Below are 15,663 nucleotides of genomic sequence, written 5' to 3' on the forward strand. Positions count from 1 at the left end.
ATTTGGATAGGAATAATAATATTTCTACCTTTGCGCCTCGAAAAATTTATCTCATAACAAAAAGTTCATTTTACCATGACGAAAAATTATGAGACCGTATTCATTTTAACTCCCGTTTTATCTGAAGTTCAGATGAAGGATGCGGTCGAAAAATTCAAAAAAGTGCTTCAGGAATCTATCGGAGCTGAGATTATCCACGAAGAAAACTGGGGACTACGTAAACTAGCCTATCCGATTCAGCACAAAAGCAATGGCTTCTATTATTTGATTGAGTTCAAAGCAGATCCTCTGAAAGTTAGTACTCTTGAAATCGAGTACCGCCGCGATGAAAAGATCATACGCTTCCTGACAACCGTTCTTGATAAGTATGCAATCGACTACAACGAACGTCGCCGGAAAGGTCTGGTTGGTAGAAAGAAAGAGCAAAAAGAAGTTTCAACTACAGAAAAGGAGAACTAAATCATGACATTACAAAACGAGCCTTTGCACAAAACCGATACCCGCAAAAAGTATTGTCGCTTTAAGAAAAACGGTATCAAATATATCGACTACAAAGACGCAAACTTCCTGTTGAAGTTCATTAACGAACAAGGTAAAATTTTACCTCGCCGTATTACAGGAACAAGCTTGAAGTATCAGCGCAAAGTTACATTAGCGATCAAACGTGCCAGACACCTGGCTCTGTTACCGTATGTAGCGGATGGTCTGAAATAATATGTTATCGGTTAGTTGTTAGTAACAAGTCAATTGTTCTTTTCTACTAATGACTAACTATTTTCAACTAACGACTAAAGATTTATATTCATATGATTGAAATTATCTTAAAAGAAGACATAGCGGGATTAGGCTATAAAAACGACCTGGTACAGGTTCGTCCCGGATATGCTCGCAATTTCCTGATTCCAAAGGGATATGCAATTGTGGCTACCGAGTCAGCTAAAAAGATCCAGGCAGAAAATGTGAAACAAGTTGCTCACAAAGCTGAGAAACTTCGTAAAGATGCAGAAGAACTAGCAGCAAATATTGGTGATATCACACTTGAAATTGCAGCTAAAGTAGGTGAAAGTGGTAAAATCTTCGGAAAAGTAACTACTACACAAATTTCTGATGCTCTACGTTCTAAAGGATTTGAAGTTGACAGAAAGAAAATCTCTTTGGATAGTGAAGTAAAATCAGTTGGTAACTATACAGCTACTCTTGATCTTCACAAAGAGGTAAAACATAAAATTAAATTTAATGTAATAGGAGACTAATATAAAATAGAGTCTTTTAATACAAACTGTTATATGAAAAGCGTTTCGATATCGAAACGCTTTTTGTTTTATAGGCAATTCATATAATCAAAACTTGTCGACATGGAGTTTCGAACCAATATTTCGCCCCTCTCCTCTCCTTTTCGCCTCTCTCTGCAATCTTATGTGGTAACTATAGGTTCCTGCTTTGCAGATGTAATGGGAACTCGCTTATACCACAATAAATTAAAGGTGCTTGTCAACCCCTATGGTACGGTTTTCAATCCCATCTCACTAGCCCAGTTGCTAGAATTGTCATTAAACCAACAAACCATAAATCCTGACAGATTCGTGCAGGTACAGGATTATTGGTACCATTATGATTTTCACTCCCGTCTGAGTGCATCTACACAAGAGGAATTAACAACAAAGCTTGAAAATGCCATTCAACAGACGTCTTCATTTTTAAAAAAAGCAGATTTTCTGATCCTTACTTTAGGCACTTCCATTATCTATCAACTTATCAGTGATCAGCAAGTAGTAAATAACTGCCATAAGGTATCAGGTCAGAATATATTCACCAAACGAATGTTGTCAGAAACAGAAATTCTGTCTGCATTGGAAAATGCATTCTCCAAATTAGTAGTAAACAATCCAAATCTGAAGATAATTTTGACCGTTAGCCCGGTTCGCCATATCAAGGATACACTTATACTCAATAGCGCCAGTAAATCTCTGTTACGGGTTGTGTGCCATCATCTGATAGAACGATTTTCGAATATCAGCTATTTTCCAGCCTATGAAATCATGATGGATGATTTACGAGACTATCGTTTCTATAAAGCAGATATGATCCATCCTTCCGAAGTGGCAGAAGAGTATATATGGCAGCTTTTTATAAACACGTATATAGACAAGTCTATGCTTCATTTTTTACAGGAATGGGCAAAAATCACTCAGGCTTTATCACATCGTCCGATGAGAGAACAGTCAGAATCTTACAGGCAATTCTTACTCAATACAGAAGAAAAAATACGCAAATGGGAATCTGAAACAGATGTATCAGAAGAATTAAATGAGATAAGTAACCGGATTAAAAAACTTACCGTTTAAAAACAAGCAAGTTTTTACTATCTTTTGCCGTTATTTCTGGTTTTATTTCTATTCCTTGGTTCAGGCTTACATGAAAAGTATGCTCTTTCAAATTAGCTCTCTGACTAGAAAAACTATATACAACTAAAAATCAACAAATTAACAGATCAAAGAACTATCATTTTACAAGTAATTTCTTACATACGTTTACTATTTTATAAAAAAAGGTATTTATGCGTATAGGACCTATGTACGCTACTCATACATTTTTCGTTATCTATATGTACAATTCTTCTGTTTCAATGAAATATCTACTACTTTTTTCTTGCTGGTGCATAGGGATGCTAAGCCCTATCTGTCTGAACGCTCAAACCAAAAAAAGTGGCTATTTTCAGAACAAGCAATTTGGCTCAAACATAGATCGCTCCCTGAAATTCACCATAGGTGGTGGTATTACTTCCTATTCAGGAGATTTAAACGATGTGGGAGAACGGGTTAACACTATCTTCAGTGGAGGAATATTGTATAAATTTGCGCCTCACCTTAGCCTTAAAACAGAATTCAGTTTTTATCAGCTTTCAGGGACAGACGTTGGAGGCAAAAACTGGCAAAGGAATCTTTCTTTTCAATCCCGAAATTTTGAAGGATATGCCGGACTGATGTATGAATTATTTGATGTAGAAAATCCTATGCGCGGTCAGGGCCTGATTGTCAATCCGTATGTATGGGCAGGATTAGGTTTTACCACTGTGAATCCTTATACTAATTTGAACAATACTACCTATTACTTAAGGCGCTTTAAGACCGAAGATGTATCTTATAGTGGAGCCGCAGCAGTAATTCCTTTTGGTATGGGTGTACGATTCGAAATAAGCCGTCGGGTTGGACTTAGTCTGGAAGGCGCCTATCGGTTTACATTCTCAGATTATCTGGATGATGTAAGTACTACCTATGTAGGAAGTGCCAATATAACCGACAATATTAGGGCACAACTGGCAGATAGAGGTCCTGAAGTTAATCAGCCTTTTCGGGAAGCAGGTGCCCAACGCGGAAACCCAAATCGTAAAGATGGCTATGCTACATTAATGATCAAGTTCGAATATCTAATCTGGCCATTTAACAAATATGGTAAGCCAGAATGTCCAACATCCATTAAATTTACACGTAAGCCTGTCATCAAACGATAGGCATCTCACAAATCAGTAGAGGAACAATCTTTATACTTTGGGTAAGCTTACAATAAACGTTGTTCCTTTGTTGATTTCGCTTTGTACAGTAATCTCTCCATTCAAAGCATTTACCTGAGTTTTGATCAAATACAATCCTAGTCCCTTCCCTTCAATTTCTATGTGGAAGCGCTTATGCATTCCAAATATACTGTCCTGATAGGTGGCAAGATCAATTCCCAAGCCATTATCTTCAAACGAAATAAAAACAGAATTTCCGTCTGTATATGACTTTATCTTCAAACATAGTCTCCTTTCTGTTGATCTGAATTTAAAAGCGTTGGAGATCATGTTATAAAAGATACTATGGATGTAACTTCTTACAGAGAAGATAGTAGGGACCTCGTCAAAAAATGTTTCCATATAGTGATCGACATCTTTTCGTACTGGAATAATAAGTCCACACACATCCTGGCATAAATCCTCCAATACTATTACTTCTTTGATACGGCTTACAGGCTTATGGTATTCCAGAATCGTATTTAAGTCCCGGATAACAGTATCCAGTTTCACAAGGGTAGATTTAATATGATGCACAATCTCTTTGTTTACAACCTCACTTACTTCATCATCCTGCAAAAGGTTCATCAGTCCCAATAATGTTGCTACTGGTCCACGAATGTTATGAGATGTGATATATCCAAACTGTTGTAGCTGTTCGTTCTGACGGATTAACTCCCGATTTAAACGACGTTCCTGTTCCTGTGCTTCTACTCTTATTGTTATATCCCGAATAATTACGGTATAATATCTATTCTGCGCCACAGTTACCTGTGAGATAGAAGCTTCAATAGGAAATTCTTTTCCACTGGCATTAAGACCATACAATACATCTGATTCAGACCCCATTAAACGTGTTGTTTTTTTAGACTCCCCAAATTGCCAGATAAAATCAGCATGTCTGCTCCGATAACGTACTGGAATCAATACATCAATCGCCTGATCCAATAAGGTATTTGCACTATAACCAAACATTTTTTCTCCTGCCTCATTGATCATTACAATCTTCTGATGATTATCTATAGTAATAATAGCATCCATAGCAGAATGGATAATCCCTTCCAGTCTTGACTGGAACTCTTTTGCCTCTGCTTCAGCTTTAATACGAGTAGTAATATCCAGAAGGCTCACGGCAATTCTTGTAATTCTTTCCTGTTCATCATATACAGGCGAATAGCGTATTTGAAACCAACGTTCTTTTTGATTGGCCAACTTCATTAATCGTTCCTCAGTAACCATCTCTCCCTGTAAACAGAGCAAGATGTTTCGCTTAAATGGAGTATGCAGTTCTTCAGGTATATACTTGAGCATGGAGTCACCGATTTGAGGCTCTTTATCCAGCAGATGAAATGTACTCGTCCGGGCCATTGTATTCAGACGTTGAATGCTGTATGAAGAATCTAACAGATAGATTGCCTGAATACTACTATTGAAGTAGGCTTCCAACTGAGCCTTTGCATCAATTATTTCTTTATCAGCCTGCCGCTTTTGTCTTCTGTTTTCAGCTTCCCGGATAGCCCGCTCTATGGCAGGGGCTAATCGTGTCAGGTTGTCTTTCATCAGATAATCATCTGCACCGGCATGCATCGCCTCTACAGCGGTCTCTTCCCCTATATTGCCTGAAACGATAATAATAGGGATATCTTTCTCTGATTGTTTTACTGTCTCTATTACATTGATTCCGGTAAAATCGGGTAGATTATAATCGGATATGATAATATCCCACTCTTCCTGCTCTAACAATGAAGAAAGAGCGGGCATGGTATCAACTGTCACATATGAAAATGGAAGAAGAGCTTTATTCAAATGCCGGATCAGGATTCTCTCATCCAGCTCCGAATCTTCTATTAGTAAGAGACGCAACATAATCCTATTTTTTTCAGACCCAAAACCTTTTTATTACTTCAGCTCTATGGTTAAAATATTTCCCATAATGTGAAAAAGAAGGTAGCTCCCTTATCAGGAACTGCTTCAGTCCAGATATGTCCTCCATGTTTTGCGATAATACGTTGTACAGTGGCCAATCCAACTCCTGTTCCTTCAAAATCTCGTTTGGAGTGCAAACGCTGAAAAGGCTGGAATAATTTATCAGCATACTTCATATCAAAGCCAACCCCATTATCTTTGATATAATATATAGGGGTTTCACTTTCTGTTATTTTACCCAACTCGATAACTGTTTCTTCTCTCTTGCCTGTATATTTCCAGGCATTGCTCAGTAAATTCTGCAATGCAATACCGAGGAGTTTCTCATCTCCCATCACTATCAGATCATCTGAAATGTGAGTGACAACTTTGCGTCTGGGACTCTCCTTCTGTAAGTCTTTCAATATTGAATAAGCAATTGTACTTAGATCAACAGTTTCTTTGTTGACTTCTGATTTAGTTACCTTGGCTAATTTCATCAGATCTTCTATCAACTGCCCCATTTTCTGGGTAGCACTACGAATAGTATTCAAATATTCAACACCTTCACTATCCAGCTTCTCAGCATAATCTTCCTGTAAGGCTCTGCTAAAACCATCAATGCTCCGTAATGGAATGCGAAGATCGTGAGAGACAGAATATGAAAATGCTTCTAATTCCTTATTAGCTGCGATGAGCTGCACTGTCCGCTCTTTAACTTTTTGTTCAAGTTCTTCGTTTAGCTGCTCTATTTTTAACTCATATTGTTTCTTTTGGGTAATATCCATAATGATACCTGTTGCCCGTATAGGCTTTCCATTCTCATCACGAACTATTACTTTTCCCATATCATAAATCCACTTCCATGTGCCAGACTTAGTTAGAAGTCTAAGTTCTGCTTGGTAGTGAGAGGTTCTATTTTTCAAATGTCTGTCCATTATGTCTGTTACAGATTCCAGATCCTCCGGATGAATAAGATCTATCCAGCTCTCAATTCGCTGCACAAGTTCTCCCCGTTTATATCCCAGTATTTCCAGCCACTGATCATTATAATCTATATCTCCTGTCTCTATATTCCAGTCCCATAAACCAAGCTCTCCACTTCGTAAGGCTAGTTCAAGCTGTTGTTTATCCTCTTCAAGTTTTTTGGTAAGCTGCATGCGTTCTGTAATATCTCTGGCAAGAACAGAAACTCCTGATCGGGTAGGATAGAAATACATCCGGTGGTAGTAATGTTGTCCCTGATGCCATATTTCATTGGTAAAGATCTGAGGGCTTTTGGTATTTAAAGCTTCGAGTATCTTTTCTTCTATAGGTGAGCCTTTTAATCCGGTTAATATGTCATATACATTTTTACCTATTACTTGTTCAGATGATCGTCCTGTAAATTTTTCGCTGGCCCGGTTATAATATGTATATCGTAGATCTTTGTCCAAAGAGAAAAATATATCAGTAATACTATCTGCCAGATCCCGATAATTTTGCTCAGCCTGGTACAACTTGGATACATCTCTGGAAATAACCAATACTCCACCTCTTATGGAGGGATACACATAAATATGAACTCGCCTTTCCTCATTTCTGTAATACTCAACATCGTCTAGCTCTGTAGAGACTCCTGTTTCCATTACCTGCTTGTATACATTCACACGATCTTTAGCTATTTCCAGATGGTCTGAGCTTAGTTGTCCCTGCAATACGTCTTCCAGTGTTCGCCCCTTCACCTCAGCCAACCGGAAGCCTGCATATTCTTCAGCTATAGCATTCATATACTGATAACGAAGTTCTTTATCCAGTAATAAAATAGAATCCGTTATACTCTCACCTAACTCATGATAATTTTTCTCTGCTTCAATTCTGGCAGTTATATTTCGTGTAATTGCCAAAACACCTTTCTGTTGAGTTGGATAGACAGCAATTTCCAGATAAGTAAGTCTTTCGTCTCGTATTACAGTTGTGGAAACTACCTCTTGTATTCCGGTTTTCATTACTCTTTGATATGTATCAAACCGATCTCTGTACTGATTGTAGTACTCCTCTCCAAGTGCTTCGAGAGGTGTCTTCCCTAAAATATTCTTCAGAAGTTTTCCAGTACTTCTTTCGGTGGCTTTGTTCCAATAGATATATCTAAAGTCTTGGTCCAACATAACAATAGGTTCTGTAATGCTCTCAGCCAAATCTTTAAAACGAAACTCGGCCATTACCTCTTCTGTCACATTCTGTATAATAGCAAAAGCACCTTTGGTAGTGGTAGGATAAAGATTTATTACCAGATATACCCATTGACTTTTATATTGAAAGGTAGTAGTTGAGTTGGAAGAAGTGCCTGTATCAATAACTTTTTGTACATGAAACTCTATAGCCTGACTCATTTCATCATCAAAAAGCTCATGTGATTTTTTACCAAGTATATACTTCCGATCCAGACCTGCATTCAGTTCAGCGGCTTTGTTTACATAGACGTAACGCAATTCCTGATCAAACACAACAAATATCTCACGCATGTTCTCTGTAAGATCCATATATTTCTGCTCACTGAGCTCTAACTTTTCAGCAGCCAGACGTTGAATCTCTAATGTCGCGGATTTCATCTGTTCTGTGAGTATCAGCAGTTCTTCGTTTGTAGATGTTAATTCTTCATTGGCAGCTATTAATTCTTCATTGAGTGTCTCCATCTCACTATGTTTTGCTTCCAAGGCATAAATAGCATCCTGCAACGTATTTTCTGTGTCTTTCAGATAAGTAATATCCTGTGTAGTTCCGATAAACTGATCTGGCATACCGTCTACACTGCGACGGAAAACAGTCTGTCTAATCAACAAATAATGATATGTACCCTTATGATATTTGATACGTACTTCCGTTTTGCAAATCTCATTATCCAGTGCATGCTGACATTCCTCAAAAAATTTCAGGTATTCATGAAAATCATCCGGATGAATGACAAAATCAGATCGTTTAGGATCTGGATACAATTCAACCATAAACTCTGCCATATCTTCTCTGCTCATGTAAATAGTCTGTCGGGAGGCCAGATCGAGAATATAGATAGTACTGGGAGTAGTGGAAATAATCTGTTCTACAAATGTTTTTTGTTCCAACAAATGTATATGTGATGTATGAAGCTTTTCATTTGTGGTTAACATCTCTTCATTAAGTACACTCAGCTCTTTCTGATGCTGTTTTAATGAAGCAACTGTTTCCATTAATTCTAATTCAGTCTTTTTCAACTGGGTGATATCTTCAACAATCACCAATACCTGTTCCGGAATGCTATCCTGTCTCCGCTGAAAAACTACTCCATTCATTCTCATAAAAGCATACTGATTATCTTCCTGTATGATCCTATAATGAAGAATACGAACTTCATGATCTTTTGCTGTTACAAAATCGTAGAAATACTGAGTATATTGAGCATAGTCATCAGGAGGTAATATATCAGCTGTTACTGGTACATCAACCGGTCTGTTTGAATAAATAGTAACAAGTGTTCTTACATCAATTACGGCTACTTTATGTGGAATGGTTATATTAATGAGTTCTACAAACCGATTCTGTACGGCAAGCTTTTCGTTGGAGATTGTCAGACTTTGATTCAGTATGTGTAATTGCTCTTGTAACTGGATCTCAGGAGTCAAGTCATCAAATAACCAAAGTTTACCATTCAGCAAATCTCCATTCATTGGAATACAGGAAACTTTCAGGACTAGGGAAACCGGGCTATCATATTTCCAAAACCAATCTTTTATAACAGATTGTGAAAAAACTTTTACAGCCTGTCCTAAAATCTCATCCTGGTTAACAGCTTTCATCCGAAGTTTGTACATACAATTAGAAACCTGTTCAGCAGGATGTTCACCGGGAGCGATATCTAACCATTTGGATGCAGCCTCATTCACATAAGTAGTAGGTGAATTATCATTTATAAACAGACATCCTTGAGACATGTGTCTGGTTAATTCATAAAACTGTGTTAATTGCCCTTCAAAGCTACGTTTTTGATAGAACGCTTCCAGTATTTCACACAAATGAACCTGACAACAATTCAGGAATAACCGAAAAAAATCATCTACATGAACCATACTCTTCCATGTAAGCATAACCACCCCATCAAAATTAGATCTGTGAACAGGAATTAACACAATAAATTGTATGTCTGCACCTGTTATACTTTCCAGACTTTTTAAGAGAGTAGGATCTTCGACTAGTAAAGGTTCTGATTCATTGCTACCCAACAAGGATTTATAAATTTGTGATCTAAAACTGTAGGTCTTCTCTATTGGTGGTTGAGCTAAGATAATCTGGGCAGTCAGACTATCTGCTGCCTTTACAAGTACTAAAGAATCGGCGGTTGCTGACTCTTTGATAAGAGACAAAACCAGATTTATCCGCTCCAAACCATTTACACTCTTATCAATGTTTTGTAAACCAGAAAGAAATACATACATCTTTTCAAGCCACTTCGATAAATCTTCATATCCCGGCAATTTAGATCGATCCATTATTTTCATGTATTTTATAAAAAAGTACCTATTGCCTGTATTACTTCCTCCGGAGCAGACATATGTGGAAAATGTCCTGTTGCATTTATATACAACAAATTACTTTCTCGAATACTAGCATTTAAATAGGCTCCTACCTGATGAGGGACAGCAATATCTTCATGAGCATGAATAAGCAGTACAGGCTTTTGTACAGCAGGTAAATCTTTTCGATGATCAGATTGAAAAATAGTTCTGGAGACACTCAATGCAATATCAGGACGGATTTCTCCTAATGTCCTGGCAAATTCATTCCCCAATCCAGGTCGATGAGGCACATTCATTGCCAATGGAGCAAATCCACTTACCCATGTAAAGTAGTTTTGTTGCATGTTATCATACAGTTGATCCAAGTCTGCCTGTTCGAAACCTCCTATATAACCAGAATCACTATCATTCAGATATCTGGGAGAAGAACTCAGACATACCAGCTTCGAAAAGAAATGAGGAGATTGAATAGATGCTAATAATCCCAGCATTCCACTTACAGAATGGCCTATCAGAGTCACATCTCTCAACGAAAGATCTGAGCAAATTTGTAACAAGTCTCCTACATAGCTATGTAAAGAATTATATAGAAGAGGGCTGTATAAAGCTGGATCTACCTTACCTGATCCTGCATTATCAAACAAAACAAGGCGGTATTTATCCCCGAAAGCATCTTTCACAAAACGCCATGCGGACTGGTCTGTACCGAAACCGTGAGCAAAAACGATAGTGGGTTTACTCGATTCTCCTAAAACGGAAACATTGTGCTGAACCAAAAAATTAGATGTAGTAACAGACATATCTCTCTAGAATAAAATATGAGATAAGATAGATCTAATACCATGTAGACAAAATACCTGTATAATATAATCATACAATTTGCCCGATGTTATTATGATTTATTAATGAATTTGCTCCTGCTCTTTTCCGATGTTTAAAGATTTCAAGTTTAAAAAACTAAATGGAAACAGCTTCTTTATAAGAACAATGTTTTGAGGTTTGATTGAGGTTTCTAATATATAAAAAAAAATACAGGAATCAAGTAACAATACCAAATCCAGTAACACCAGTAGAATAATATCTCCATAAATAAAAATCTCAAATCAATAATTTATAGTATGATATAGAAAATTTAAAAATATACTTTTTATGCTGGTAAATGACAAAAAATAGTATACCAATAAATGTTTGATTATCAAATTACTTTACAGAAGGTTATAAAATTATCTTTTTTACCATTAATACCATCTATTTCAATCGAAATTTGCCTTAAAATCAATATATAGAAACAATTCTTATATTTGTCAAGTCAGAAATGCTTAACAAAAGTGCTAGCGGTTTGTTTAATTTCACATAGTACATTATCTAAAACGTGGAATTAAAGACTCAGCTAAACCAACGCTGTAGATGAAAAAGTTTATAAGATAAAAAAGAATATATTTTTTCTACTAGTTAATTTTATGAAAAACGTGTATCTATATTTGTTAGATTATAGATACACATTGGATACATCTATAAATTTACTTCTGAATTTTCACTGTTTCTGTCTTACTCAATGGTGATACTACTTTTTTAACAGTAGCATTGTCTGTTTTGTGAAGCAGAATAGCTGGTGCACTTTTCACTGTGGGAATAGAAATATCTACAAGCTTTAAAGCTTTCACATCATCAAATATCATAGGAGTCCGGAAGTCTTCATCTTTGTAACTTATCTTCACATTCTTCATAGTGACACCCTTTGCATGTCGTACATAAAAACCCCAGGCAGGAAGTTCCCCAAACATAGAAAACTCCGGATAATCTGCGACTTTTTCAGGAATCTGTGTCAATGCATCTGGACTTACATAGGCAACTTCCTTACTGGCTCCACCTTCATATTTTACTTCTATGTTCTCTAGTACAACATCTTCTATCGGATAATCTGGTAAACCTACAATGGAAGATGGGTATACATTATGGGGCTCTCTTACAATAGGTCCTTCTTCGCGATACCCTTTATCAGGTTTACCTTTGGGTACATCTACTGTTACATTGCCAATGTAAATATGACGTAAACGACTTTGAACAGTATCTTTATTCCGATGTCCAATACGAATAAAAATAGCATTGCCTGTATTAGTTGCCTTAATGTTTCGAATGTCTATGTTTTCCATAAAGCCACCATCCACTACTTCCAGTGCAATGGCAGAACGATATGTATCATAAATTACCAGATCCCGCACGGTAATGTCTTTGAAACCACTCCAGGATGCTGTTCCAAATTTTAAAGCACTGGCACTGGAACGTACTTTACAATTTGCAATGTAAATATCCTCACAGATGTTTTTACGATTCCGATCTTCTGACTTGAGACAAATACCATCATCTGCTGCATTGATAAAGCTGTTCGTGATTTTCACATGTCGACAATCTACCACATCAATGCCATCATTGTTCAGAAACGTAGTACTTTCTACTCTGATACTATCTATAATCAGGTTTGTACAATTTACATACTTTTGTATCCAGTCGGTACCATCCCGAAACGTAATGCCTTTTATCTGTACACCATCACAATTCCGCCATTCCAATAGCTTCGGGCGATTCTCTTCAGCTGGACGTATCTGATGCCAGGGATTCTCGGTTTGCCATTCATTATCTTCTAGTGTACCAGCTTTCAACATACGATAAATATCTTCAATCAGTTTGTCAGACTGCCCATCAATAGTTCCTTTGCCTGTAATGGATATATTTTTCTGACCATCAGCAACCAGCAATGCTGAGGCTTTTTTAGGACCATACTCACTACGACGGGATGTTCCCAACAAAACAGCATTTTCAGCCAGATACAATCCCACATTGGATTTCATATGTAATACTCCCGTTACGAAACGGCCAGCAGGAATCAATACTCTGCCTCCACCTGCTGCATTTGCCTCATCAATTGCTTTCTGAATAGCTTGTGTATTATGAGTTTCGCCATCTGGCTTTGCACCATAGGTAGTAATAGTAAAGACTTTCTGTTGACCAATAACAGAAAAGGTACTTATCAGACAACCAATAAAAAGAATAGCATTTTTCATGAACTTGAAGAGTTAAATACGGAAGCTAAATTTCTTCAGATAGCTTGATTTCTATTTTGTTAATTCTGTAGTATACACAATGTTCCCTTCATGGTTAATGACCTGCACATATAGCTTTTTATCTGTAACAGAGAAGGCCATAAAGCCATACTCAGACAGCGCCAACTTGCTGATAGGCAGAGTCCCGATTTCTGTCTTTTCGGATGCAGATCCTGATACAAAATAATGAGTCTTGCCTTCTGGCAATAAATGTTGCAGATCATGATCATGCCCACACAAGTAGGCATCTACTTTGTATTTATCCAAAACAGACTTTAGAGATGCTCTTACAGCTCGTGTATCATAGCTTTCTCTACGTTTTTGGGTGGCTGTAAATAAGGGATGGTGTCCTACCACAACCTTCCACTTGATAGTAGGAGAGTTATTGGCTAGCACACCTTCCAGCCAACGTTTCTGTGCTGTACTATCCTGTCCAATGGTAGCATTGCTGTATTCTCCTTTGTAAAACTGTGGTATCAATGGATTGGTATCAATAAAAGCAATTAATACTTGTTTGGTTGTGTCACCATGTATGGAAAAGATCTTGGAATAATAGCGGGCGGGCATCTTCCAGCGACGGCTGATTTTTGAATAGGCAACCTGTGCATCTGGATTAGACTTATAATCATGATTACCTAATACAGGATACCAGTCCCATTGTAGCGAAAAATCAGTATAGATATCTTCAAAGGAATATTTCCATAGGGGATCATGCTCACTAATGACTCCACTGGGATAAAAATTATCTCCTGTTGCTATAATGAAGTCTGTTGAGAGTGTTTTGGCGACTTTTCCCATTTGTGTGGCAACAGGCTTTTGATGATCCTCTCCATTACGGCCCCAGTCGCCCATAACCAGAAAGTTAAGTGCATCTGGATGTTTGGTTAATTCTTTTTTTTGTGCCTGTACAAGTTGAAAGCTCAGGAGGGAGATGAATAAGGCACTAATTACTTTTTTCATAAATTGGATGGCTTGTTATATATAAATCAGAAAAAACATAATAATAAGCCCAGAAGATGGACTACTACAAAAACAGAGAACTATTGAATCTTTAGAGATTCGGGCTCTGAAAAGGAAGATTTAACTTCGGTTAGTACTGGCCTGGTAACTTTATTCAAAATCCAAACCGGTTTTGTTGTAGCATTGCCAGACTCTACTCCAGAAAGTTTTAACCCTTTGATATCATCAAAGACACAAGCAGGCCGAAAATCTTCTTTTACCAATGATAGTTTTACATTTGAAAATTCAATCCCTTCAGCATGTCGCACATAAAAACCCCAGGCAGGAAGTTCTCCAAACATAGAGAACTCCGGATAATTAGGTATTTGCTCCGGAACCAGATGAAGTGAATCTGTTGAAACAAACGCTTTGGTTTTAGAGGCTCCTCCTCCATAGACAATCATAATATTTTCCAGTCGTACATTTTGAACAAGATGTCCTGGTAATCCGGTAATGGAAGAGGGGATCAGATTATGTGGAGGCACTTTCGGAAGAGGTCCTTCTACAGGGTAGCCTGCATCAGGTTTGCTGGCAGGAATTTCAGCCCTTACATCCTGAATAAGCACATCCCTTAAAATTCCATATCGATTATCTGTATTCCTATGCCCCAGACGAAGAAAAATCGCATTGCCTGTGTGAGTAGCCTGAACCTGTTTAATCTTCACCTTTTCAATGATTGCGCCATCTACTGTCTCCAAGGCAATAGCCGAACGATATGTATCATATACTGTCAGGTTCTCAACTATAATATTTCGAAAAACACCCATTGAACCAGTTCCAATCTTAAATGCATTAGCACTGGAACGAATTGTACAATTCTTGACTGTTATATTTTCACATGAACCTGCTTTATCTTCTGATTTTAAACAAATACCATCATCGGCTGAATTAATAAAGCAATTTGTAATGCTAACATTCTTTGTATCAACAATGTCAATCCCATCATTATTCCAGTAAGCAACACTTTCTACCCGAATATGGTCAATAGATACATCTTCACAATTCTGGTAGTTCTGTACCCATCCAGAGGCGTCTTTAAAAGTAATACCTGAAACACGGATATTTTTTGATTTCTCCAACCCAAGTATCATCGGACGATTAGCTTCTGTAGGGCGCTTGATTCTCCACTCCGGGTCCTGTATCAGATTCTTATTCAGTAATTCGTATAGATTTACCACCAGTTCTCTCCCCTGCCCATCTATGGTTCCTTTGCCAGTGATTGCCACATTAGTAAGATTATAGCCTGTTAGTAAGGCCAGTTTTCCATCTCCTTTGGTATAATCCAACCAATTAGTACTTCCTAACAAAACTGCCCCTTCTTCCAGATAAAGCTCTACATTAGAACGCAGATACAGTCCTCCTGTCAGGAAATACCCAGCAGGAATGATCACCTTCCCTCCTTTTTTAGAGATATCATCAATAGCTTTCTGAATTGCAGAAGTATTATTGCTCCTACCATCCGGTTTAGCTCCATAGGCAGTAATAGTAATTACTGTCTGCTGACACATACCTATGATACTATGTATAATGAAAATACAAAGCAGAATTGCTTTTCTCATGGCTGCTCAATTAAAAATCA

General features: G+C 37.5%; 11 protein-coding genes. 5 read left to right on the forward strand and 6 right to left on the reverse strand.

The window, feature by feature from the left end; translation table 11 throughout:
- Window positions 1-75: 75 nt before the first annotated feature.
- The 5 genes from rpsF (at window position 76) to QNI15_RS08595 (ending at window position 3,511) form a co-directional block, all read left to right on the forward strand.
- A complete protein-coding gene (gene rpsF, locus QNI15_RS08575) occupies window positions 76-459 on the forward strand; it encodes a 30S ribosomal protein S6 (protein WP_313975970.1) in 384 nt (127 codons plus the stop codon).
- A 3-nt stretch (window positions 460-462) separates the two neighbouring features.
- Window positions 463-714 carry a 30S ribosomal protein S18 gene (gene rpsR, locus QNI15_RS08580; protein WP_313975968.1) on the forward strand — a complete coding sequence of 84 codons (252 nt, stop codon included), beginning with the start codon at window positions 463-465 and terminating at the stop codon, window positions 712-714.
- 95 nt (window positions 715-809) lie between these two features.
- A complete protein-coding gene (gene rplI / locus QNI15_RS08585; RefSeq protein WP_313996744.1) occupies window positions 810-1,253 on the forward strand; it encodes a 50S ribosomal protein L9 in 444 nt (147 codons plus the stop codon).
- A 102-nt stretch (window positions 1,254-1,355) separates the two neighbouring features.
- Window positions 1,356-2,345, forward strand: coding sequence for a GSCFA domain-containing protein (locus QNI15_RS08590; protein ID WP_313996725.1), 990 nt, complete (start codon window positions 1,356-1,358; stop codon window positions 2,343-2,345).
- 320 nt (window positions 2,346-2,665) lie between these two features.
- Window positions 2,666-3,511, forward strand: coding sequence for a DUF6089 family protein (locus tag QNI15_RS08595; protein WP_314031394.1), 846 nt, complete (start codon window positions 2,666-2,668; stop codon window positions 3,509-3,511).
- 30 nt (window positions 3,512-3,541) lie between these two features.
- Here QNI15_RS08595 and QNI15_RS08600 read toward each other — a convergent pair whose 3' ends face one another.
- From QNI15_RS08600 to QNI15_RS08625, 6 genes are all read right to left on the reverse strand, one after another.
- The gene (locus QNI15_RS08600) at window positions 3,542-5,416 is read right to left on the reverse strand and encodes a PAS domain S-box protein (RefSeq protein ID WP_313996729.1); all 1,875 of its coding nucleotides are present in this window, start codon (window positions 5,414-5,416) and stop codon (window positions 3,542-3,544) included.
- Window positions 5,417-5,466: 50 nt separating this feature from the next.
- On the reverse strand, window positions 5,467-9,966 hold the full coding sequence (locus tag QNI15_RS08605; RefSeq protein WP_314031395.1) for a PAS domain S-box protein: 4,500 nt from the start codon (window positions 9,964-9,966) through the stop codon (window positions 5,467-5,469).
- 5 nt (window positions 9,967-9,971) lie between these two features.
- Window positions 9,972-10,784, reverse strand: coding sequence for an alpha/beta fold hydrolase (locus QNI15_RS08610; RefSeq protein ID WP_313996733.1), 813 nt, complete (start codon window positions 10,782-10,784; stop codon window positions 9,972-9,974).
- Between the two features lie 720 nt (window positions 10,785-11,504).
- Window positions 11,505-13,046 (reverse strand): glycoside hydrolase family 28 protein, encoded by a 1,542-nt coding sequence (locus QNI15_RS08615; protein ID WP_314031396.1) that lies wholly within the window; start codon window positions 13,044-13,046, stop codon window positions 11,505-11,507.
- A gap of 51 nt (window positions 13,047-13,097) precedes the next feature.
- Window positions 13,098-14,045 (reverse strand): purple acid phosphatase family protein, encoded by a 948-nt coding sequence (locus QNI15_RS08620; protein ID WP_314031397.1) that lies wholly within the window; start codon window positions 14,043-14,045, stop codon window positions 13,098-13,100.
- 80 nt (window positions 14,046-14,125) lie between these two features.
- Window positions 14,126-15,643 (reverse strand): glycoside hydrolase family 28 protein, encoded by a 1,518-nt coding sequence (locus tag QNI15_RS08625; RefSeq protein WP_314031398.1) that lies wholly within the window; start codon window positions 15,641-15,643, stop codon window positions 14,126-14,128.
- Between the last annotated feature and the right edge of the window lie 20 nt (window positions 15,644-15,663).

This window comes from Xanthocytophaga flava (genome assembly GCF_030068545.1).
Classification (GTDB): domain Bacteria; phylum Bacteroidota; class Bacteroidia; order Cytophagales; family 172606-1; genus Xanthocytophaga; species Xanthocytophaga flava.